Origin of the sequence: Variovorax sucrosi (assembly GCF_051216635.1) — a bacterium.
GTDB lineage: Bacteria > Pseudomonadota > Gammaproteobacteria > Burkholderiales > Burkholderiaceae_C > Variovorax.
The window spans coordinates 26,765-49,210 of record NZ_JBPJZU010000003.1 but is presented as its reverse complement, the minus strand read 5'-3'; the positions used below and the strand labels follow the sequence as shown (position 1 = coordinate 49,210).

20 protein-coding genes are annotated in these 22,446 nt (G+C 69.3%); 9 read left to right on the top strand and 11 right to left on the bottom strand.

All coding sequences use genetic code 11. The annotated features are described in order from the left end of the window. The first annotated feature begins 11 nt into the window (after window positions 1-11). Complete coding sequence (locus tag ACSFBE_RS06190) at window positions 12-1,049, top strand: 1-phosphofructokinase family hexose kinase (RefSeq protein WP_435489513.1); 1,038 nt, start codon at window positions 12-14, stop codon at window positions 1,047-1,049. A gap of 23 nt (window positions 1,050-1,072) precedes the next feature. Beyond that, window positions 1,073-2,869, top strand: coding sequence for a PTS fructose-like transporter subunit IIB (locus ACSFBE_RS06185; RefSeq protein ID WP_435489512.1), 1,797 nt, complete (start codon window positions 1,073-1,075; stop codon window positions 2,867-2,869). A 53-nt stretch (window positions 2,870-2,922) separates the two neighbouring features. On the opposite strand, the gene ACSFBE_RS06180 is transcribed toward ACSFBE_RS06185, so the two are convergent. Then, window positions 2,923-3,846 (bottom strand): hydroxymethylglutaryl-CoA lyase, encoded by a 924-nt coding sequence (locus ACSFBE_RS06180; protein ID WP_435489511.1) that lies wholly within the window; start codon window positions 3,844-3,846, stop codon window positions 2,923-2,925. Window positions 3,847-3,996: 150 nt separating this feature from the next. Next, on the bottom strand, window positions 3,997-4,911 hold the full coding sequence (gene cynR / locus ACSFBE_RS06175) for a transcriptional regulator CynR (protein ID WP_435489510.1): 915 nt from the start codon (window positions 4,909-4,911) through the stop codon (window positions 3,997-3,999). Window positions 4,912-5,057: 146 nt separating this feature from the next. Here cynR and ACSFBE_RS06170 point away from each other — a divergent pair, with 146 nt between their 5' ends. From ACSFBE_RS06170 to ACSFBE_RS06150, 5 genes are all read left to right on the top strand, one after another. Beyond that, on the top strand, window positions 5,058-6,206 hold the full coding sequence (locus ACSFBE_RS06170) for a CaiB/BaiF CoA transferase family protein (protein ID WP_435489509.1): 1,149 nt from the start codon (window positions 5,058-5,060) through the stop codon (window positions 6,204-6,206). Window positions 6,207-6,235: 29 nt separating this feature from the next. Further along, complete coding sequence (locus ACSFBE_RS06165) at window positions 6,236-7,144, top strand: dioxygenase family protein (protein WP_435489508.1); 909 nt, start codon at window positions 6,236-6,238, stop codon at window positions 7,142-7,144. Window positions 7,145-7,171: 27 nt separating this feature from the next. Then, on the top strand, window positions 7,172-7,978 hold the full coding sequence (locus tag ACSFBE_RS06160) for a citryl-CoA lyase (RefSeq protein ID WP_435489507.1): 807 nt from the start codon (window positions 7,172-7,174) through the stop codon (window positions 7,976-7,978). Continuing rightward, entirely contained in the window at window positions 7,975-8,937 is a 963-nt protein-coding gene (locus tag ACSFBE_RS06155) for a Bug family tripartite tricarboxylate transporter substrate binding protein (protein ID WP_435489506.1), read from the top strand. The genes ACSFBE_RS06160 and ACSFBE_RS06155 overlap by 4 nt, the downstream gene beginning before the upstream one ends. A 79-nt stretch (window positions 8,938-9,016) precedes the next feature. Beyond that, window positions 9,017-9,982, top strand: a complete 966-nt coding sequence (locus ACSFBE_RS06150) for a Bug family tripartite tricarboxylate transporter substrate binding protein (protein ID WP_435489505.1) — start codon at window positions 9,017-9,019, stop codon at window positions 9,980-9,982. Window positions 9,983-10,013: 31 nt separating this feature from the next. On the opposite strand, the gene ACSFBE_RS06145 is transcribed toward ACSFBE_RS06150, so the two are convergent. Genes ACSFBE_RS06145 through ACSFBE_RS06120 form a run of 6 tightly spaced genes read right to left on the bottom strand, consistent with a single transcriptional unit; the run spans window position 10,014 to window position 17,958 of the window. Continuing rightward, window positions 10,014-12,008 (bottom strand): acetyl/propionyl/methylcrotonyl-CoA carboxylase subunit alpha, encoded by a 1,995-nt coding sequence (locus tag ACSFBE_RS06145; protein WP_435489504.1) that lies wholly within the window; start codon window positions 12,006-12,008, stop codon window positions 10,014-10,016. Continuing rightward, complete coding sequence (locus tag ACSFBE_RS06140) at window positions 12,001-12,675, bottom strand: DUF4126 domain-containing protein (RefSeq protein ID WP_435489503.1); 675 nt, start codon at window positions 12,673-12,675, stop codon at window positions 12,001-12,003. Before ACSFBE_RS06140 ends, ACSFBE_RS06145 begins: the two co-directional genes overlap by 8 nt. A 7-nt stretch (window positions 12,676-12,682) precedes the next feature. Then, window positions 12,683-13,468 (bottom strand): enoyl-CoA hydratase/isomerase family protein, encoded by a 786-nt coding sequence (locus tag ACSFBE_RS06135; RefSeq protein ID WP_435489502.1) that lies wholly within the window; start codon window positions 13,466-13,468, stop codon window positions 12,683-12,685. A 15-nt stretch (window positions 13,469-13,483) separates the two neighbouring features. Further along, the gene (locus ACSFBE_RS06130; RefSeq protein ID WP_435489501.1) at window positions 13,484-15,106 is read right to left on the bottom strand and encodes a carboxyl transferase domain-containing protein; all 1,623 of its coding nucleotides are present in this window, start codon (window positions 15,104-15,106) and stop codon (window positions 13,484-13,486) included. Continuing rightward, window positions 15,103-16,767 carry an AMP-binding protein gene (locus ACSFBE_RS06125; RefSeq protein ID WP_435489500.1) on the bottom strand — a complete coding sequence of 555 codons (1,665 nt, stop codon included), beginning with the start codon at window positions 16,765-16,767 and terminating at the stop codon, window positions 15,103-15,105. The genes ACSFBE_RS06130 and ACSFBE_RS06125 overlap by 4 nt, the downstream gene beginning before the upstream one ends. 9 nt (window positions 16,768-16,776) lie before the next feature. Next, window positions 16,777-17,958, bottom strand: coding sequence for an isovaleryl-CoA dehydrogenase (locus ACSFBE_RS06120; RefSeq protein WP_435489499.1), 1,182 nt, complete (start codon window positions 17,956-17,958; stop codon window positions 16,777-16,779). Window positions 17,959-18,098: 140 nt separating this feature from the next. On the opposite strand from ACSFBE_RS06120, the gene ACSFBE_RS06115 reads away from it, so the two are divergent. After that, a complete protein-coding gene (locus ACSFBE_RS06115) occupies window positions 18,099-19,124 on the top strand; it encodes an AraC family transcriptional regulator (protein WP_435489498.1) in 1,026 nt (341 codons plus the stop codon). 16 nt (window positions 19,125-19,140) lie between these two features. On the opposite strand, the gene ACSFBE_RS06110 is transcribed toward ACSFBE_RS06115, so the two are convergent. Both ACSFBE_RS06110 and ACSFBE_RS06105 read right to left on the bottom strand, forming a co-directional pair. Further along, window positions 19,141-19,437: a hypothetical protein gene (locus ACSFBE_RS06110; RefSeq protein WP_435489497.1), complete on the bottom strand. Its 297-nt coding sequence runs from the start codon at window positions 19,435-19,437 to the stop codon at window positions 19,141-19,143. 121 nt (window positions 19,438-19,558) lie between these two features. Continuing rightward, window positions 19,559-20,404, bottom strand: coding sequence for a PA4780 family RIO1-like protein kinase (locus tag ACSFBE_RS06105; RefSeq protein WP_435489496.1), 846 nt, complete (start codon window positions 20,402-20,404; stop codon window positions 19,559-19,561). Between the two features lie 115 nt (window positions 20,405-20,519). On the opposite strand from ACSFBE_RS06105, the gene ACSFBE_RS06100 reads away from it, so the two are divergent. Beyond that, window positions 20,520-21,191 (top strand): hypothetical protein, encoded by a 672-nt coding sequence (locus tag ACSFBE_RS06100; RefSeq protein WP_435489495.1) that lies wholly within the window; start codon window positions 20,520-20,522, stop codon window positions 21,189-21,191. A gap of 9 nt (window positions 21,192-21,200) precedes the next feature. Here ACSFBE_RS06100 and ACSFBE_RS06095 read toward each other — a convergent pair whose 3' ends face one another. Beyond that, a complete protein-coding gene (locus tag ACSFBE_RS06095) occupies window positions 21,201-22,421 on the bottom strand; it encodes an MFS transporter (RefSeq protein ID WP_435489494.1) in 1,221 nt (406 codons plus the stop codon). Window positions 22,422-22,446: the final 25 nt, after the last annotated feature.

The following is a 22,446-nucleotide window of genomic DNA, read 5'->3' as shown; positions in this document are numbered from 1 at the left end:
GGAGCGCAACCATGTCACATCCGCTCGACGCCATGACTGCCGACACCGCATCCGCACCGGGCCGTTCGGCCCCGCGCATCTTCACCATCACGCTCAACCCAGCCATCGACCACACCGTGCGCGTCGCTGCGCTCATCCCCGGCGACGTGCACCGCGCCCAGGGCCAGCAGGTGGAAGCCGGCGGCAAGGGCGTGGGCGTGGCCGCCGTGCTGGCCGCGCTCGACCAGCCCGTGACGGCCTGCGGCTGGCTGGGCGCCGACAACGACGCCGTGTTCCGCGACGCCTTTGCCGCGCGCGGCATCGACGACGGCATGCTGCGCCTGCCCGGCAGCACACGCACCAACATCAAGATCGCCGACGCCGCGCGCGGCGATTCGACCGACATCAACCTGCCCGGCCTGGCGCTGTCGCCCGAGGAACTGGCCCGCGCCGAGGCCGACCTGCTGGCCTCGCTCGCACGGCGCGTGCAGCCCGGCGACTGGTGCGAGCTGGCGGGCAGCCTGCCACCCGGCGCGGATGCGGCGGTTTGGGAGCGCATCGCGCGCGCCCTGGCCGCACGCGGCGCGCACATCGCCATCGACACCGGTGGTGCCGTGCTGCTGCAGTTGCTGCGTCACTTGGCCGACCCGGCCCGCGGCGCCGTGGTGCCGGTGGCCTTCGTCAAGCCGAACCGGGCCGAGCTGGAAGAGCTGTCGGGCCATGCGCTGCCGACGCTGGCCAACGTGGCCGCCGCGGCCCAGGCACTGTGCCGCGACCACGGTGTGCGCCAACTGGTGGTGTCGCTGGGCGGCGAAGGCGCCGTGATCGCCACGCGCGACGGCTGCTGGCAGGCCGCTGCGCCACAAGTACCGGTGGCCACCACCGTGGGCGCGGGCGACGCGCTGGTGGCGGGCACGCTGGCCGCCCTGGCGCAAGGCCTGCCCATGCCCGGCGCCGCCACGTTCGGCATGGCCTGCGCGGCGGCGCGCATCCAGCGCATCGCCCCCGGCCTGCCGCAGCGCAGCGAAGTGGACGCCCTCGCGGCCGCCATCGTCGCCGTGCCGTTGTAACCCCCTATTCAGGAGAGATATCCATGGCCCAACTCATCGCCATCGCCGCGAGCCAGGCTGGCCCGGCGCACAGCTTCATGGTGGCCGAGGCGCTGCGCGCTGCAGCCGCCACGCTCGGCCACCGCATCGCGCTCAGCGTGCACAGCAGCCTGGGCACGCAGGGCGGCTTCAGCGACACCGAACTCGCGCGTGCCAGCGCCGTCATCGTGGCGGCCGACATGCGCATCGACCGCCAGGAACTGCTGGGCAACGTCGCCGCGCCGGTGCACGAAGCCTCGCCGGCCGCTGTGCTGGCCGATGCCACGCGGGTGGTGCGCGAGGCGCTGGCGCGGGCGGGCGTTGCCGTCGATGCCGCACCGCTTGCACCGGCCGCTGCGGTTGCCGCCGTTGCCCCGATGCCAGATGCGCCCGCGGCACCGCTGCGCATCGTCGCCATCACCTCCTGCCCCACGGGCGTGGCCCACACCTTCATGGCCGCCGAGGCGCTGGAGCAAGGCGCCAAGGCCCTGGGCCACAAGATCAAGGTCGAGACGCAGGGTTCGGTGGGCGCGCAGAACACGCTGCAGCCCGAGGACATCGACGGCGCCGACCTGGTCGTGATCGCCGCCGACACGCAGGTCAACCGCGACCGCTTCGCGGGCAAGCGCCTGTACGCCACCGGCACCAAGGCCGCCATCCACGACGCGGCGGCGGTGTTCGCCCAGGCGCAGGCACAGGCCACGGTGTGGGGCACGGGCAAGGATGCCGCGGCCACGTCGGCAGGCGCATCGACTCCAGGGTCGCCGCAGCGCGAGTCCGTCAGCGTCTACAAGCACCTGATGACCGGCGTGTCCTTCATGCTGCCCTTCGTGGTGGCGGGCGGGCTGCTCATTGCGCTGGCCTTCGCGCTGGGCGGCATCTACGTGTACGACGACGCGCACAAGGGCACGCTGGGCTGGGTGCTGTTCCAGGTCGGCGCCAAGGCGGGCTTTGCGCTCATGCTGCCCGCGCTCGGAGGCTACATCGCGTACTCCATTGCCGACCGGCCCGGCATCGCGCCCGGCATGATCGGCGGCATGCTGGCGGGCACCGTGGGTGCAGGCTTCCTGGGCGCGATCGCCGCCGGCTTCATCGCCGGCTACAGCGTGAAGCTGCTCAACCGCTGGATCCGGCTGCCGCGCGGGCTGGAGGGCCTGAAGCCCGTGCTGCTGCTGCCGCTGCTGGGTGCAGCCATCGTGGGCGTGCTCATGATGATGGTCATCGGCACGCCGATGGCCGCGGTGATGAGCGCGCTCACTGGCTGGCTCACCGGCATGCAGACCGGCAGTGCCGTGATGCTGGGCATCGTGCTCGGCGCGATGATGGCCGTCGATATGGGCGGCCCGGTCAACAAGGCCGCTTACGTGTTCTCCACCACCCTCATCGCCAGCCAGGTGACGCAGCCCATGGCCGCCGCCATGGCCGCGGGCATGACGCCGCCGCTGGGCATCGCGCTGGCTTGCTGGGTGTTCAAGAGCCGCTTCACGGCCGAAGAGCGCGAGGCCTCCAAGGCCACCGCTGTGCTGGGGCTGGCCTTCATCTCCGAGGGCGCCATCCCTTTTGTCGCACGCGATCCGCTGCGCGTCATCCCGGCCTGCATGCTGGGCTCGGCCGTGGCCGGTGGGCTGTCGATGGCATGGAACATCGGCCTGCAGGCGCCGCACGGCGGCGTGTTCGTGCTGGCCATTCCGAACGCCGTGAACCACGTGCTGCTGTATGCCGCCGCCATCGTGGCCGGCTCGGTGGTCACCAGCGTGGCGCTGGGCCTGTTCAAGAAGCGCCTGCCCGACACCGCGGCATGACCGCGGCCTGACCGGCGCGGCGGTGCATCCCGGCGTGCCGGGATGCACGGAGTTCAGGCGGGCTCGCGCTTGTTGAGCAGCGCGGTCGCCACGCGGGATCCGGTCTTGCGGCCCAGGGCCTGGCTGATGTACACGCCCGCATCGATCAGCTTGTCCAGGTCGATGCCGGTCTCGATGCCCATGCCGTGCAGCAGGTACACCACGTCTTCGGTGGCCACGTTGCCGGTCGCGCCCTTGGCATAAGGGCAGCCGCCCAGGCCCGCCGATGACGACTGGAAGTTCCACACCCCCAGCTCGAGCGCGGCCAGCGTGTTGGCCAGTGCCTGGCCGTAGGTGTCGTGGAAATGGCCAGAGATCTGATCGACGCCGAAGTGCGCCAGCGTGGCCTGCATGGCGGCCTGCACCGCGCGCGGTGTTCCCACGCCGATGGTGTCGGCGACGTCGACACGCTCGACGCCCACGTCCTTCATGAGCCCCGCGAGGTAGCCGACCCGGGCCGGCGCGATCTCGCCTTCGTACGGACAACCCACCGTGCACGACATCGCGCCGCGCACATGGATGCCCCGCTCGCGCGCGGCCGCCACCACCGGCGCGAAGCGTTCGATGCTCTCGGCAATGGAGCAGTTGATGTTGCGCTGGCTGAAGGCCTCGCTGGCGGCGCCGAACACCACGACTTCGTCGGGCCACTCCTCGCGCGGCGCGGCAATCGCCGCCTCGAAGCCCTTCATGTTGGGCGTGAGCACCGAGTAGCGCACGCCCGGCTTGCGCACGATGCCGTGCATCACCTGCGCGTTGTCGGCCATCTGCGGCACCCACTTGGGACTCACGAAGCTGGTGACCTCGATCTCTTGGAGGCCCGCGTCCTGCAGGCGATGCACCAGGCCGATCTTGACCTCGGCCGAGACCGGCTGCTTTTCATTCTGGAGGCCGTCGCGCGGGCCGACGTCGATGAGCTTGACGCGGGTGGGGAGTGTCATGGGGTTGCCTCTCAGGTCGCGGTGAGCCGCAGGGGTTCGAAGGAGCTGCGCCATTGTCGGCCAGCCCGCCTGGGCCTGCGCGCGACATGGGCAGTTGCGAGGTCGCAATCCGCGCCAGCGGGGTTGCAAATACGGCCAGCGGCCGGGCTCTCACGACTTGGCGTCGCTGCGGCGCTCCTGCAGGCTGGTGCGGAAAGCGACCTTGCGCACGATGGCCGAGAAAGCACGCGTCGCTGCGGATTCCTGGGCCGGCGGCGACCACAGCATGCCCGGCGTGCGCACCGGCGTCGGGCTCTCCAGCCGCACGATGGCCAGCCCCGAATGCAGCAGCACGGCATTGGCTGCGACGATGGCCGCCAGCCGCGTCTTGGCGACCAGGCCCATGATCGGCGCCAACGCATTGATCTCGGCCACCACCTGCGGCTCGGCACCGCAGGAGCGGAAGCACTCGTCGAGCATCTGGCGCGTGGCGAAGCTCGCGGGCAGCAGCACCATCGGCAGGCGGTGCAGCTCCACCATGCGCACCCGCTTGCGGCGCGCCAGCGGATGGCCCTGCGCCACCACCAGCACCATCTCCTCGTTGTAGAGCGGCTCGAACTGCAGCGCCCCCGGCGCCGCCGGCCGGTAGGCGATGCCGAGGTCCAGCGTGCCCTGCTGCAGCCGCTGCGCGATCAGGTCGGCCGCCAGTTCTTCCACCACCACGCGCACGCCGGGGTAGCGCGGCTGGAAGGCGGCGATGCAGTCGGGAATGAAGCCGAGGTTGAAGGTCGGCGTCGAGCCGATGCGCAGTTGGCCCGATACCTCCTTCGGATCCTCGCGCAGCGCGCCGAGGCCACGGTCGATTTCCTGCAGTGCCCGCGTGGCGTGGTGGAGGAAGGCCTCGCCCGACTCGGTCAGCGCCACGCGCTTGCCGCCGCGGTCGAAGAGCTGCGTGCCCAGTTCGTCCTCCAGCTGCTTGATCTGGTGCGACAGGGTCGACTGCGTGACATGCAGCCGCTCGGCCGCGCGGGTGAAGTTGAGCGAGCCCGCCAGGGTGCTGAAGTAGCGCAGGTGGCGCAGTTCCATGGATGTCTCCGGTGCCGTGGTACGAGGGCTCACGATCGATGCCGTCGATGGTATCCATGAAAAACCATCATTGTTAAAAATCGCCCGGCCTGCCTAGAGTTCACACCCAGCCCCTCGACGGGCGAACGAACACAGGAGACAACGCGTTGCAAAAAGTCCTCAGCGGCATCAAGGTGCTGGAGCAAGGCACGTTCATCACCGGCCCGGCCGCCGGCATGTTCCTCGCCGACCTCGGCGCCGAAGTGATCAAGGTCGAGCAGCCCGGCAGCGGCGACCCGTTCCGCGCCTTTCGCGGCGGCCTCTACAGCCCGCATTTCCAGACCTACAACCGCAACAAGCGCAGCATCACGCTCAACCCCAAGCTGCCCGACGACGCGGCGGTCTTCGACGAGCTGGTGAAGGACTCGGACGTCTACATCCAGAACTTCCGCCCCGGCGCGGCCGAGCGCCTGGGTGCCGGCGCGGCGCGCCTGCGTGGCCTCAACCCGCGGCTGGTGTACTGCGCCATCAGCGGCTTCGGCCAGACCGGCCCGGCGGCCGGCCGACCCGCCTACGACACCGTGGCCCAGGCCGCCAGCGCCTTTCTCAAGCTGCTGGTCAACCCGGCCAACCCGCGCGTGGTCGGCCCGGCGGTGGCCGACGCGATGACCGGCTTCTACGCCGCCTACGGCGTGATGGGCGCGCTGGTGGAGCGCGGCCGCACCGGCGTCGGCCGCACGGTGGAGGTGTCGATGCTCGAGGCGATGTGCCACTTCAACCTCGACGCCTTCACGCACTACTTCTCCGAGAACGAGATCATGGGGCCCTTCAGCCGGCCCAGCGTGTCGCAGTCGTACGTGCTCGAGTGCGCCGACGGTCTGTGGATCGCGCTGCACATGTCGTCGCCGGAGAAGTTCTGGCAAGGGCTGGCCAACGCGATCGAGCGGCCCGACCTGTTCCAGGACCCGCGCTTTGCGAATCGCGAAGGCCGCATCGCGCACCAGACCGAGATGATCGCCCTGCTCGACGGCCTGTTCCGCGAGCGCACGCGCGCCGACTGGTGCGCCCGGCTCGAAGCCGAAGACGTGCCGCACGCGCCCATGTACGACACGCGCGAAGCCATGGAAGACCCGCAGGCGCGGCACCTGCAGCTGGAGGTGAGTGCACCGCACCCCGACGGCGGCGAGTGGCGAACCATCCGCTCGCCGGTGAGCTTCGATGGCGAACGCCCGCTGGAAGTCACGGCGCCCCCCACGCTCGGCGCCGACAACGACGCCATCGTCGAGCCGCTGCGACGGCGATTGCGCGAAGCCTGACCTCGAACAAATAAGACGGAGACAAGCCCATGACCCCCTCGAACGAAAACGAACTGACCCAGGCCGCGCTGCAGCGGCTCGAAGGCGCCACCGACCCGCGCTTCGCGCAGGTCATGACCTCGCTCATCACGCACCTGCACGCCTTCATCCGCGAGGTCGACCTGAAGCCCGACGAGTGGATGCGCGGCATCGAGTTCCTCACCGCCACCGGCAAGGCCTGCGACGACAAGCGCCAGGAATTCATCCTGCTGTCGGACACGCTCGGCGCTTCGATGATGGTCGTGATGCTCGACCAGTTGCGCGCCGCACGCAGCGCGCAAGCGGCAGGCGCCACCGGCGACCTGCCGGTAACGCCGACGACCGAGGCCACGGTCCAGGGCCCCTACTACTGGGCCGGCGCGCCGGAGATGCCCTGCGGCGCGGACATCGCCAAGGGCACGCCCGGCGAGCCGACCTTCTACAGCGGCCGGGTCACCGACACGCGCGGCCAGCCACTGGCCGGCGCGCTGCTCGACATCTGGTCGGGCGACGGCGAGGGCGTGTACGACATGCAGGTCGAGGGCGCCGGCATGGCCGCACGCGCGCGCATCCGCACCGACGCCGAAGGCCGCTACTGGTTCTGGTCCATCCGGCCGTCGTACTACCCGGTGCCGGTCGACGGCCCCGTGGGCCGCATGCTCGACGGCATGGGCCGCCACCCCAACCGGCCCGGCCACATCCACATGATGGTGTCGGCCCCGTCGCATGTACCGGTCACCACCCACCTCTTCGTGGCGGGCAGCCCCTACATCGACTCCGATGCAGTGTTCGGCGTGCGGCCCAGCCTCATCGTCGACTTCGAGTCGCACCCCGCGGGCCGCGCGCCCGACGGCCGCGCGCTGGACACGCCCTATTGGTCCGCGCACTACGACTTCCACCTGCAACCCACGGCCGCCTGAGCGCGCACACCTCCACGTACACGCATCATGAAAATCGGCAAATCCACCGTCCCGCGCACCGCCATCTGCACGTCGGACGAACACACCATCGTCGTGCGCGGCGAGGACCTGTGCAACGACCTGATCGGGCACGTGTCCTTCGCGGACTACTTCTTCCTGCTGCTCACCGGCAAACGCCCCGATGCCGCGTGCAGCGCAGTACTCAACGCCACGCTGGTGGCCATCGCCGAGCACGGCCTGGTGCCGAGCGTGCAGGCCAGCCGCATGACCTACGCCGCGGCGCCCGACGCGCTGCAGGGCGCGGTCGCCGCGGGCATCCTCGGTTGCGGCTCGGTGATCCTCGGCGCGTCGGAAACCGCAGGCCGGCTCTTCACCGAGGTCGCGGCCCGCGTCGATGCGGGCGAGGCGCTCGACGACGTGGCCGCCGATGTCATCCGCACGCTGAAGGCCGAGCGCCGCGCCATCCCCGGCTACGGCCACCCGCTGCACAAGACCAACGACCCGCGCGTCGACCGCCTGATCGCCGTCGCGACCGAAGCCGGCGCCGACCTGCGCTTCGTGCGCATCGCGCAGGCGATCGAGCGCGTGATCCCCGGCATCGTCGGCAAGGAACTGCGGCTGAACGTTTCGGCGGCCATTCCCGCCGTGTTGCTGGGCGTGGGCTTTCCGGTGGCGTCGCTGCGCGGCGTGCCGATCCTCGCGCGCACGGCGGGGCTGATCGCGCACCTGGCCGAAGAGGCCGAGACGCCGAGCGGCTTCGCGCTGTCGTACCAGGCCACGCGCGAACTGCAGTACGAGGGCGAGGTGCCCGCCGGCTTCGGGGCGTCGACATGACGCGGGACCTCTCTCGTCGCGCACTGATCGCCAGCACGCTGCTGGCCGCCGGCGTGGCGATGGCGCAGACGCCGTCGTCGCGTCCCATCAAGCTCGTCGTGCCCTTCGGCGCGGGCACGACGACCGACATCGTCGGTCGCACCCTGGCCGACGCGCTCGGCCGGCAACTCGGCCAGGCCGTGATCGTGGAGAACAAGCCGGGCGCGGGCGGCGCCATCGGCAGCGAGCAGGTCGCCAAGTCGGGCACCGACGGCCAGACGCTGCTGCTGGGCACGGTGGGCACGCACGCCATCAACCCGACGCTCTACAAGCGCCTGGGCTATTCACCGCTGCGCGACTTCACGCCGCTGGGCTTCATCGGCGCCACGCCGACGCTGCTGGTGGTGCCGACCGCTTCGCCGTGGAAGAGCGTGGCCGACCTGCGCCAGGCCGGCGATGCGGCCGTCAACTTCGCCTCCGCCGGCAACGGCACCTCGGGCCACCTGGCGGGCGAGCTGCTCAACGTGCGGCTGGGCAAGCGCTTCGTCCATGTGCCCTACCGCGACGGCGCGCAGGCCATGACCGAACTGGTCGCCGGCAACGTGCAGTTCATGTTCTATCACCCGGCCGCGGTGCTGCCGCAGGTGCGCGCCGGCCGGCTGCGCGCGCTGGGCGCATCCAGCGCCAAGCGCAGCGCCGCCGCGCCCGACGTGCCCACGCTGATCGAGCAGGGCGTGCCCGACTTCGACCTCGTCGCCTGGTTCATGGTGTATGCGCCGGCCACCATGCCGGCCGACCAGCGCGACCGGCTGCGCGAGGCCACGCGCCAGGTGCTGGCGCAGCCGGAGGTGCGCGAGAAGCTGTCGCAGCAGGGCATCGAGCGCAACGACATGAGCGCCGCCCAGCTCGACGCCTTCGCCAGTGCCGAGATCGCCAAGTGGGGCGAAGCCGTCCAGCGCTCCGGCGCGCAGATCGACTGAGGAGACACCCACCACCCACGCACATCAGCGAGGCGATTTTTCAAACAAGCGGGCACACGCCCGCCATAAGGAGACAGACATGCGTTCGAGAATTCAATGGTTGACGGCCCTCTGCCTGGGCCTGGCATGCAGCCTCGCCGCCGCGCAGCCCGCGGCCTGGCCGAGCAAGCCGATCCGCATCGTGGTCGGCTTCGCGCCGGGCACGCCGCCGGACATCTTCGCGCGGCTGTACGGCGACTACGCGTCGAAGCAACTCGGCGTGCCGGTGGTGATCGACAACAAGCCGGGCACCGCCGGCAACCTGGCGGCCGACACCGTGGCCAAGGCACCGGCCGACGGCTACACCTACCTCTACAACCTGTCGACCGGGTTCACCATCAACCCGTACATCTACACCAAGCTGCCCTACGACCCGCAGAAGGACTTCGTGCCGGTGGCGACCACCATGCGCCAGGGCCTGGTGCTGATCGCACCGCCCAAGTTCCCGGCCAAGTCGGTGAAGGAACTGGTGGCCGCCGCGAAGGCCAAGCCGGGCACCATCTCGCACGCCTCGTACGGCGCGGGCAGCCCGTCGCACCTGATCGTCGAGTGGCTCAAGGACGAGACCGGCACCGAGATGCTGCACGTGCCCTACCGCGCCAGCCCGGTGGCCGACCTGATCGGCGGCCAGGTCGACACGCTGATGGAACCCATCGCCACCGGCTACCCGCTGATCAGCGGCGGCCGCGTGAACGCGCTGGCCTATTCCGGCGAGACACGCCACCCCGCCATGCCCGACGTGCCCACGCTGTCGGAGGTGGTGCCCGGCCTCACCATGATGTCGTGGCACGGCCTGTGGGCGGCAGCGGCGACGCCGGCCCCGATCGTCACGCGCTTCAACGCGCTGATGATCCAGGCCAGCAAGGATCCCGACCTGGCCAAGCGCATCCGCGACCTCAACAGCGAACCGCTGGGCCTGACGCAGGCCGAGATGGTGGCGATGGTGCGCCGCGACGCCGACATCTACAGCCGCATCGTCAAGGCGAAGAACATACGCGTCGACTGAACGCGCGACGCTCGCCGGGCGGGCACGACGGTCAGGCGGCGATGCGCAACAGTTCGGCGCCTTCGGTCACCTGGTCGCCCGGCGCGTAGAGCAGCTCCTCGACCGTACCGTCGGCGGGCGCGGCGATGGTGTGTTCCATCTTCATCGCTTCCATCACGGCCAGCGGCTGACCCTTGGCGACCTTGTCGCCCGCCTTGACGGCGAAGGACACCACCTTGCCCGGCATCGGTGCCGTGAGGCGCCCGCCCTCGGTCTGCGTGTCGCCCGCATGCGCGAGCCGGTCGATGGCGGCGATGCGCGTGGCGCCCTTGTCGGTGAACACATGGGCCGCGCCCTGGCGCTCGTACACGTCGAGCGTGTGGCGCGCGCCGTTGAAGGCCAGTTCGATCTGTCCGTCCGGCAGGCGCCCGATGACGAGCGGACCACTGGCGCCGCCGACATCGAGCGTCAGCGCGCCGTCGTGCAGGTAGCGCAGCGTGGCGGTCTGCGTTTCGCCGCGGAACTCGAAGGCGAAAATGCGCGCCGTGGTGCCGAGCGAGCGCCAGCCGTCGCGTTGGCTGAAGGGGTCGGGCGTGTTCGTCGCGCGCTCGTCGAGCAGCGTGCGGGCGATCGATGCGGCGGCGGCCAGCGGCAAGCCGAGCGGCTCGCGGTCGAACAGCACCGCGCGCTCGCGCTCGATCAGGGCGGTGTCGAGGTTGGCCTTGGCGAACGATTCGGTGGCGAGCACGCCGCGCAGGAACTGCACGTTGGTCTGCACGCCGACGATGTGCGTCTGCGCCAGGGCCGCGTCGAGCCGGGCGAGCGCCTCGTCGCGCGTCGCGCCGTGGACGATCAGCTTGGCGATCATCGAGTCGTAGAAGGGCGAGATCTCGCCACCCTCGCGCACGCCGTCGTCGATGCGCACGCGGCTGCGCTGGAAGGCCGTCGCTTGCGGCTTGCGATAGACCTGCAGCGTGCCGGTGGCCGGCAGGAAGTTGTTGTCGGGGTTCTCGGCGCAGATGCGCGCCTCGATGGCATGGCCGTGGATCTTGAGTTCGCCCTGCTTGAGCGGCAGCGGCTCGCCCGACGCCACGCGCAGCTGCCACTCGACCAGGTCGAGGCCGGTGATGGCCTCCGTCACCGGATGCTCCACCTGCAGGCGCGTGTTCATCTCCATGAAGAAAAAGTTCATCGCGCCGCCGTCGCGCTGCTCGACGATGAACTCGACCGTGCCGGCGCCGACGTACTTCACCGCCTTGGCCGCAGCCACAGCGGCTGCGCCCATCTCTGCGCGCATCGCCTCGGTCATGCCGGGCGCCGGCGCTTCTTCCAGCACCTTCTGGTGGCGCCGCTGCACCGAGCAGTCGCGCTCGAACAGGTAGACGCAATCGCCGTGCATGTCGCCGAACACCTGGATCTCGATGTGCCTCGGGCGCTGCACGTACTTCTCGATCAGCACCGCGTCGTCGCCGAAGCTGTTGATGGCTTCACGCTGGCAGGACGCGAGCGCCGCCGCAAAATCTTCCGACCCCTCGACCGCGCGCATGCCCTTTCCGCCACCGCCCGCGCTGGCCTTGATGAGCACCGGGTACCCGATGCGGTCGGCCTCGCGTTGCAGGAGCGCCGGATCTTGGTCGTGGCCGTGGTAGCCAGGCACCAGCGGCACGCCGGCCTTTTCCATCAACTGCTTCGACTCGGCCTTCAGGCCCATGGCCTTGATGGCCGAGGGCGGCGGGCCGATAAAGACCAGCCCCGCGTCGGCGCAGGCCTGCGCGAACTCCTCGTTCTCGCTCAGGAAGCCGTAGCCGGGGTGGATCGCCTCGGCGCCGGTGGCCTTGGCGGCTTCGAGGATCTTTTCCCAGCGCAGGTAGCTGTCCTTCGGCGCGCTGCCGCCGAGGTACACCGACTCGTCGCAGGCGCGCACATGGTTGGCGTGGGCGTCGGCATCGGAATACACGGCGACGGTGCGGATGGCCATGCGGCGTGCGGTAGCGGCGACGCGGCAGGCGATCTCGCCACGGTTGGCGATCAGGATCTTTTTAAACATGGGGTGGATCTCCGGAGTCGTTCTTGGTCTTGAATGAGAAGGCGGATTGCACGCCCGGGTCGGGCTTGCCGCTGAAGATGCGAGTGACGCGGTTCACCAGCCCGCGCAGGAAGCGCCAGCTCTTGCGGATGAGCCACACGCTGAGGATCAGCACGAGCACGAAGAGCACGAGGAATACCAGCGGGTGCGCCACCGCGAGCCACAGCCCGGCCGGCACCATGCTGTCTTCGACCAGCGACGCACCGACGTTGGTGAAGGGCTCCGGCGAGGTGTTGATGGCCGCGCGCGTGGTGGCCTTGGCCGCATGCGCCGTGGCCGCGAAGCCACCGCCGAGCAGCGCGGCGACCAGCGCCATCACCGCATGGTCGCCGCCGAACACGCCGGCCGCGAGCGCGGCGCCCGCCGGGATGCGGATGACGGTGTGCACCATGTCCCATAGCGAATCGAGCCCGGGGATCTTGTCGGCGAAGAACTCGACGAACACCATGAAGCCGCTCACCGCCAGCACGACCGGATTGGCCAGCAGATGCAGGCCACTGGGCAGCGGCACCCAGCCGAAGTAGCCGGCCAGCCCCGTCAGCAGCACGACGAGGTAGAGGCGCACGCCACTGGCCCAGCCGAGGGCCGCGGCCAGCGCGAGCAATTGGGGCATGTCGAGTTCAGGCATGGTCAGCTCAGTTCAGCCACGACGGCTTGCGCTTCTGCAGGAAGGCCTGCACGCCTTCGCGGCCTTCGTCGCTGGCGCGGATGTCGGCGATGCCGTCGACGGTCTTGGCGATCAGTGCGTCGTCGATGGCGCGGCCGGTGACGTCGGCCAGCAGCGTCTTGCACGCGCGCACGGCAGCCGGGCTGGCGCCGGTCAGCGCCCTGAGCAGTTCGTCGACCCTGGCGTCGAGCGCATCGGCCGCCACCACTTCGTGCACGAAGCCGATGCGGTGTGCCTCGGCCGCCGTGAAGCGCTCGGCCGTCAGGAAATAGCGCTGCGAGGCGCGCGGGCCCATCGCACGAATCACGTACGGGCTGATGGTCGCGGGGATCAGGCCGATCTTCACTTCGCTCAGGCAATACCAGGCGGTATCGACGCTCACCGCCATGTCACAAGCCGCGACCAGGCCCATGCCACCGGCATACACGTCGCCCTGCACCCGTGCGATCGTGGGCTTGGGACACTCGGCGATGGTGCGCAGCATGTCGGCCAGCTTGCCCGCGTCGGCGAGGTTCTCGTCGCGCGTGTAGTCGGCCATGCGGCGCATCCAGTTGAGGTTGGCGCCCGCGCAGAAGGCGGGGCCGTTGGCGCCGAGCACGATGGCCTTGACCTGTGGTGCGGCGCCGGCCTCGAGGAAGGCCTGCGTCAGTTCGGCGATGACCACGTCGTCGAACGCGTTGCGCGTGTCGGGCTGGTCGAGCCAGATGCGGGCGACGGGGCCTTCGGTGGTGAGCTTGAGTTTGGTAAAGGTCATGCGTCAGTCTCAGCACTACATCCGGAAGATGCCGAACTTCGGCTCGGGCACCGGCGCATTCCGCGAAGCAGCCAACCCCAACGCCAGCACCCGCCGCGTGTCCGCCGGATCGATGATCCCGTCGTCCCACAGCCGCGCCGTCGCGTAGTAAGGGTGGCCCTGGTCTTCGTACTGCTGGCGGATCGGCGCCTTGAAGGCCTCTTCCTCTTCCTTGCTCCAGCTGCCGCCCTTCAGCTCGATGCCGTCGCGCTTGACGGTGGCCAGCACGCTCGCGGCCTGCTCGCCGCCCATCACGCTGATGCGCGCGTTGGGCCACATCCAGAGGAAGCGCGGCGAGTAGGCGCGGCCGCACATGCCGTAGTTGCCGGCGCCGAAGCTGCCGCCGATGATGATGGTGAACTTCGGCACGTTGGCCGTGGCCACGGCCGTCACCATCTTCGCGCCGTGGCGTGCGATGCCCTCGTTCTCGTACTTGCGGCCCACCATGAAGCCGGTGATGTTCTGCAGGAACACCAGCGGGATCTTGCGCTGGCAGCACAGCTCGATGAAGTGCGCGCCCTTCTGCGCCGACTCGCTGAACAGGATGCCGTTGTTGGCGACGATGCCGACGGGCATGCCTTCGATTTCCGCGAAGCCGCAGACCAGCGTGGCGCCGAAGCGCGCCTTGAACTCGTGGAACTCGCTGCCGTCGACGATGCGCGCGATGATCTCGCGCACGTCGAAAGGCTTGCGCGTGTCGGTGGGGATCACGCCGTAAAGCTCTTCGCGGGGAAACTCCGGTTGTCGCACGTCGGGGTGCAACGCCTCGGTCGCGTCCTTGCGGTTGATGTTGGCGATGGCCGACCGGGCCAGCGACAGCGCATGCAGATCGTTCTGCGCCAGATGGTCCACCACGCCCGACAGCCGCGTGTGCACGTCGCCGCCGCCCAGATCTTCGGCGGTGACGACTTCGCCGGTCGCAGCCTTCACCAGCGGCGGGCCGCCCAGGAAGATGGTCCCCTGGTTCTTCACGATGATCGACTCGTCGCTCATCGCCGGCACGTAGGCGCCGCCCGCCGTGCACGACCCCATGACCACCGCGATCTGCGCGATGCCCTGCGCACTCATCTGCGCCTGGTTGTAGAAGATGCGACCGAAGTGATCGCGGTCGGGGAAGACCTCGTCCTGGTTCGGCAGGTTGGCACCACCGGAATCGACCAGGTAGATGCAGGGCAGGCGGTTCTGCTCGGCGATCTCCTGCGCGCGCAGGTGCTTCTTGACGGTCAACGGGTAGTAGGTGCCGCCCTTCACCGTCGCGTCGTTGCAGACGATCATGCAGTCGACGCCGCTCACGCGGCCGATGCCGGCGATCAGGCCCGCGCCGGGTGCGGATTCCGCGCCCTTGGCATCCAGGTACATACCGTAGGCCGCCAGCGGCGCGATCTCCAGGAAGGGCGTGCCCGGGTCGAGCAACTCAGCCACGCGATCACGCGGCAGCAGCTTGCCGCGCGCGACGTGCTTGGCGCGCGCCGCCTCGCCACCGCCGGCCTCGACCTTGGCGAACTGGGTGTGCAGGTCATCGACCAGCGCGCGCATCGCGGTGGCATTGGCCTGGAAATCGGCGCTGCGCGCATTGAGCTTTGTCTCGAGTTTGGTCATGCCGTCTTTTCTTCGTTGAGTCCGAGCCGCTCTTTCATCTCGTCGCGGATCTTGAATTTCTGGATCTTGCCGGTCACCGTCATCGGGAACGCGGTGACGAACTGGATGTACTTCGGCACCTTGTAGTGCGCGATCTGGCCCTTGCAGAAGTCGCGGATCTCGTCCTCGGTCGCCGTCTGGCCCGGCTTGACGATGACCCAGGCACACAGCTCTTCGCCGTACTTCTTGTCGGGCAAGCCGACCACCTGCACGTCCTGCACCTTGGGATGGCGGTAGAGGAACTCCTCGATCTCGCGCGGGTAGATGTTCTCGCCACCGCGGATCACCAGGTCCTTGATGCGGCCGACGATGTTGACGTAGCCCTCGTCGTCCATCGTGGCCAGGTCGCCGGTGTGCATCCATTGCTCGGCGTCGATCGCCTCGCGGGTTTTCTCCTCGTCTTCCCAGTAGCCGTGCATCACCGAATAGCCGCGGGTGCACAGTTCGCCCGACTGGCCGCGCGGCACGGTGGCACCGGTCTCGGGGTCGACGATCTTCACCTCCAGGTGCGGCTGCACCTTGCCGACCGTGGCCACGCGCTTGTCGAGCGGCGTGTCGGCCGCGCTCTGGCAGCTGACCGGGCTGGTCTCGGTCATCCCGTAGGCGATGGTGATCTCGCCCAGGTGCATGCGCTCGACCACGCGCTTCATCACCTCGATCGGGCAGGCGGTGCCGGCCATGATGCCGGTGCGCAGCGTGCTCAAGTCGAACTCGGCGAAGCGCGGGTGGTCGAGTTCCGCGATGAACATGGTCGGCACGCCATGCAGTGCCGTGCACTTCTCCGCCTGCACCGTCTCGAGCACCGACAGCGCATCGAAGCCGTCGTTCGGAAACACGATGGTGCTGCCGTGCGTGAGGCAGGCCAGGCTGCCCAGCACCATGCCGAAGCAGTGGTACATCGGCACCGGGATGCAGAGCCGGTCGGCCGGCGCGAGGCCCATGCACTCGCCCACGAAGAAGCCGTTGTTGAGGATGTTGCGGTGCGTCAGCGTCGCGCCCTTGGGGAAGCCGGTGGTGCCACTGGTGAACTGGACGTTGATGGGATCTTGTCCCTTGAGTCGGGCGCCGACCTGTGCAATGCGGGGGTCTTCCGGATCGCCGCTGGCGAGCAGTTCCGAGAAACGCTGCATGCCCTCCTGCGCCGCATCCCCCGCCTTGTCGATCCACACGGTCCGCTGCAGCAGCGGCAGCCGCTTCGGCCCCAGTTCCCGCAGCATGCCCAGGTAGTCGCTGCTCTTGAACTGCGCCATGGTCACGAGCAGCTTGCAGCCGACCTTGTTCAGCGCGTACTCGACCTCCGACGTGCGGTAGGCCGGGTTGATGTTGACCAGCACCAGCCCGACCTTCGCGGTCGCGATCTGCATCAGGATCCAGGGCACGTTGTTGTGCGACCAGATGCCGACGCGGTCGCCGGGCAGCAGGCCCGTGTTCAGCAGCGCGCTCGCCAGACGGTTGGCGGCCTTCTGCAGTTCACGGTAGGTAAGGCGCAGGCCTTCATGGCGGCTCACCAGCGCCTCGTGGTCGGGCTGCTTCGCCACCATGGCGTCGAAGAAGGCGCCGAGCGTCTGCTCGATCAGCGGGATGTCGGTGGCGCCCTTGGCGTAGCTCGGGTTCGCTGCCATCGTGCAGCCTCAGGCGGTTTCGTTGAAGAGTTCGCGGCCGATCAGCATGCGGCGGATCTCGCTGGTGCCGGCGCCGATCTCGTACAGCTTGGCATCGCGCCACAGGCGCTCGACCGGGAAGTCCCTGGTGTAGCCCACGCCGCCCAGCGCCTGGATCGCTTCGCCGGCCATCCAGGTCGCCTTCTCGGCCGAATAGAGGATGGCGCCGGCGGCATCCTTGCGGAAGCTGCGCGCATGGTCGTTGCGGTCGCAGGCCTTGCCCACGGCGTAGACATAGGCGCGCGTGGCCTGCCACGTCGAGTACATGTCGGCAATCTTGCCCTGCATCAACTGGAATTCGCCGATGCTCTGCCCGAACTGCTTGCGTTCGTGCACGAAGGGGATCACCGCGTCCATGCAGGCAGCCATGATGCCCAGCGGGCCGCCCGACAGCACGGCGCGCTCGTAGTCGAGACCGCTCATCAGCACCTTGGCACCCAGGCCTTCGCCGCCCAGCACGTTCTCTTCGGGCACTTCGCAGTTGTCGAAGAACAGCGGATAGGTGTTGCTGCCGCGCATGCCCAGCTTGTCGAGCTTGGTGCCGGCGCTGAAGCCCGCAAAGCCCTTCTCGACGATGAAGGCCGTCATGCCGCGTGCGCCCATCTCGGGTTCGGTCTTGGCGTAGATCACCAGCGTGTCGGCGTCGCCGCCGTTGGTGATCCACATCTTGCCGCCGTTGAGCACGTAGCGGTCGCCCTTCTTCTCGGCGCGCAGCTTCATGCTCACCACGTCGGAGCCGGCGTTCGCCTCGCTCATGGCCAATGCGCCGACGTGTTCGCCGCTGACCAGTTTGGGCAAGTACTTTTTCTTCTGCGCCTCACTGCCGTTGCGGTGGATCTGGTTCACGCACAGGTTCGAATGCGCGCCGTACGACAGGCCAACCGAGGCCGAGGCACGCGACACCTCTTCCATCGCCACGATGTGCGCCAGGTAGCCGAGCTCGGTGCCGCCGTACTCTTCCTTCACCGTCATGCCATGCAGACCGAGGTCGCCGAGCTTCTTCCACAAGTCGTGCGGGAACAGGTTCTCGCGGTCGATCTCGGCGGCGCGCGGCGTGATCTCGTGGTGCGCGAAATCGTCGATCGCCTCGCGCAGGGAGTCGACGGTGTCGCCGAGGTCGAAGTTCAGGCCGGGAAGGCTCGGTGCGGGCATGGGCGTTGTCTCCTCTGGGGGGCTGGCGCGTGATGCGCCAACGAAGCCGCAGCACCCGCAAAAGCCGCAGCTTACGCCCGCCTCCGGCGCATTTGCCGCCACAATGGTTGCAAATTGCGCCAGCCGAACGGCTCTTCATCATGACCGCACCCGCCTTCCTCAAGCCCGGCCGTGCCGCCACGCCGATGGCCTTCGTGCGAGCGATCGTGCAAGGCTACGCCCGATACGGCGTGGACCCGGCGAAGGCGTTGCGTGCGGCACAGATAGCGCCGCGCGAGTTGGCCCGGCCGAACGCGCACGTGACCGCGCTGCAGTTCGAGGCACTCAATGCCCATGCGATGCAGGAGCTCGATGACGAGGCGCTCGGCTGGTTCACGCGGCGACTGCCGTGGGGCAGCTACGGCATGCTGTGTCGCGCCTCGCTCAGCGCCATGGACCTGGGCGTGGCCATCAAACGCTGGTGTCGGCATCACCGCTTGCTGACCGACGACATCGCGCTCGACCTGCAGGTGGCGGGCGGGGTGGCGACGGTGTCGATTACCGAACACCGCGACCTGGGCGTGTTCCGCGAGTTGTGCCTGGTGTCGAGCCTGCGCTTCCTGCACGGTTACGCCTGCTGGGCGATCGACTCGCGCATCTCGCTGCGCAGCGCGCACTTCCCTTTCGCGCCGCCGCCGCACCGCGACGCCTACCCGCTGATGTTCACCGGCGAACTGCACTTCGATGCCGAGCGCGCCCGCTACAGCTTCGACGAGCGCTACCTCCAGCTGTCGCTGCAGCGCGATGAGCCGGCGCTGCGCACGATGCTCAAGCGCGCCCTGCCGCTGACGGTGCTGCAGTACCGACGCGACCGTTTGCTGGGCGAACGGGTGCGCGAGCTGCTGCGGCTTCGGCCGGTGGAAGCCGCGACGGCCGATGCCATCGCCGCGCTGCTCCACATGTCGAGCCGCACGCTGCATCGGCAACTGCAGGAAGAAGGCGTGCCGCTTCAGGCCCTGAAGGACGAGGTGCGCCAGGCGCAGGCCGCCGACCTGCTGCGGCGCACGAGCCGGCCGATCAAGCAGGTCGCGCTGGCCGTGGGCTTTCGCAACGAGAAGAGCTTCTCACGCGCATTCCGCGAATGGACCGGCACGACCCCCGGCGAATTCCGGCGCGAGGGGCGCTGAGTTCGGGGGCCCGCGCTCAGTGACGGTACGGGTTGTTGGGCCGGCGGTCGTAGCGGTTGGGCACACCGTCGCGGTCGTCGTCACGCATGCCGCGACGATGGTCGCGGCGGTCGTAGCGGCGATGGTCGTCCCGGTGGTCATAGCGATGGTCGTAGCCCGGACGCACCACATGGCGGGGCGGTGGCGGCGGGACCACCACCACGCGCGGCCGGTAGTCCGGGCGATGGTCGTAATGCTGGGCTTGGGCCGGCGCACTCAAGGCGGCCAGTGCCAGAAGTGCGGCGGTGCCGATCGCAAGGGACATCTTCTTCATCATGGCAACTCCTTCAAGGCGTTGTGTTCAGGAGCCTTCATATTGAAGGCCCGATGTGAACGCCACGTAAGGCTGCGACGAATTCTGATGAACAGGTGCAACGCGTCTGCAGCGCGGCGAATCAGCCGCCGGCCATGCGCACACGGCGCGCGGACTCTTCAGCACGCGCATCGTCCACCTCGCGCAGCACGCCGCCCACGTCCACCGGGCCGGTGGCGCGAACGAACTGCCCCGTCAGCACCGAGGCGGTGTCGAGCTCGCCGCGTTCGTAGAGGTTCCACATTTCCTCGCCGTAGCGGCTTTGCAGCAGCTCGGGCGCGAACTGGCCAAAGAAGACCTTGAGGTTCTCCACGTCGCGCAGGAGCATGCGTTTGGCGTGGTTGTTGCCCGCGGCGTCGACCGCCTGCGGCAGGTCGATGATCACCGGGCCGTCCGCCGCCAGCAGCACATTGAATTCGGAGAGGTCGCCGTGCACGACGCCCGCGCACAGCATGCGGACCACTTCGGCGAGCAAGGACGCATGGTGGCGGCGCGCATCCTCGGGCGTGAAGACCACGTCGTTCAGGCGCGGTGCGGCATCGCCCTCGGCGTCGGTCACCAGCTCCATCAGCAGCACGCCGTCGCAGAAGTTGTAGGGCACCGGCACGCGCACGCCGGCGGCGGCCAGACGGTAGAGCGCGTCGACCTCGGCGCTCTGCCAGGCGGCCTCGGTGGCCTGGCGACCGAATTTCGTGCCCTTGGCCATGGCGCGCTGCAGGCGCGTGTTCTTGACCTTGCGGTTCTCGGTGTAGTCGACGGCCTGGCGGAAGCTGCGGTTGGTCGCTTCCTTGTAGATCTTCGCGCAGCGCGTTTCATCGCCGCAACGCACCACATAGACCATCGCTTCCTTGCCGCTCATGAGCTGGCGCACCACGGTGTCGATCAGGCCTTCGTCGACGAGCGACTGCAAACGGGGAGGAGCTTTCATCGGCGCATTTTGCGCTGCGGCCGGGTCGCCCCCCTTGTCATGCCCGTCGGCCGCGCGTACCGTCCGTCGACTTTCTTGTCGCCCCCTCACCAACCGCCCCCCCTGGAGCATCGCCATGATCCGTCGTTCATCCTTCATCGCCCTCTCCGCAGCAGCCGCGGCCCTGTTGGCCGCGTGCGGCGCCATGGGCCCGTCGACGCCGCAGGCCGGCATGAGCTTCTTCGTGACCAGCGCCAACCCGGGCAAGGGCGCGGACTTCGGTGGCCTGGCCGGTGCCGACCGCTACTGCCAGGCGCTGGGCGCCAGCGCCGGCGCGGGGAGCCGCACATGGCGCGCTTACCTCAGCGCGAGCGCCATGCCCGGAAGCCCGTCGGTCGACGCGCGCGACCGCATCGGCAGCGGCCCGTGGCGCAACGTGAAGGGCGACGTGATCGCCACCAGCGTGGCCAACCTGCACAGCGACACCAACAACCTGACCAAGCAGACCGCGTTGACCGAACGGGGCACCACCATCAGCGGGCGCGGAGACCCGGTCAACCTGCACGACATGCTGACCGGCTCGTCGCCCGACGGCCGCGCGGTGAACGACGGCAAGGACAACACCTGCGGTAACTGGACGAAGAGCGGCGACGGCTCGGCGCTGGTCGGCCACCACGACCGCATGGGCCTGCGCGACGACGCGCCGTCGAAGTCGTGGAATTCGTCGCATTCCACGCAGGGCTGCAGCATCGACGCGCTCAAGAAGACGGGCGGCGGCGGATTGCTCTACTGCTTCGCGCAGAACTGATCGTTCAGATCAGACGACGGCTTCGGGCAGCCGCTGCAGCCCGCCGACCTGCGATCGCACGATCAGCAGCGCCTGCAGCACGAAGCCCGCGAGCGCGAGCCACAGGCAGGCGGCCTCGCCCCAGCGCACACCGACCAGCCCGCCCAGCGCCGCCCCCACCGGCCGGGCACCCGCGTTCACCGTCAGGAACAGCGCGCCCACGCGGCCGAGCATCGCGGCGGGCGTGAGGCTCTGGCGCAGCGTGGTCGACGTGATGGTCCACACGATCGGCCCGGCGCCGAAGAGGAAGAAGGACAGCCCCGCGACCCAGGCGCTCGGCACGAACAAGGTGGCGACCATGGTCGCGGCCGCGACCACCGACACCGCCGGCCCCAGCTGGATCGCGCGACCGAAAGGCATGGCGCGCACCAGGCGCGGCGCCAGCAGCGCGCCCATCACCATGCCGGCGCCGAAAGCGCCGAGCGTGACGCCGACCACGCCCGCGCCCAGACCCAGCACCCGCACAGCGTAGGGAACGTACGCCGCCTGCAGCACGAACCACGCGATGTTCCAGGCCACTGCCGTGAGCAGCATGGGCCGCAGCATCGGGTCGCGCCAGACGAAGACCGCGCCGTCCTGCACTTCGCGCAGTGGATGGCGCGCCGCGCGGGGTGCCATCGGCGGCTCGACCAACCGCCACAACAGCGCGATGGCTGCGATCGACAGCACCGTCGCCAGCACGAAGGCCGCCGACGCACCCGCCCACGCCACCAGCGCTCCACCGATCGCCGGCCCGCCCGCGTAGGCCGCGCTGCGCGCCAACTCGAGCCGTCCGTTGGCCTGTGCCAACGCGGCACGCGGCACCAGCGCGGGCACCAAGGCCGGCGCCGCCACGCTGAAAGCAACGGTGCCGACCGCCCCGATGAATCCGAGCAGCGCGATGCCCTCGATCGACAGTCGATTCAGCAGCACAGCCGCCAGCAGGGCCAGCAACGACAGCGCGCGCAGCACTTCGGCACCGAGCATGAGCCGTCGCCGCGGCAGCCGATCGGCCATCCAGCCGAGCGGCAGCGACAGCAGCAGGAAGGGCAGGGTCTGCACCGCCGCCAGCAGGCCGATTTCGCCGGGCCCGGCGCCGAGCAGCAGCACCGCGACCAGCGGCACGGCCGCCAGACTCAACTGCTCGGCCGATTGCGCGGCCAGGTTGGCGCCGGTGAGGGCGGCGAAGGAACGGGGAAGAGGAGCGGTCATGGGATGCGGGAAAGATCCGATCATC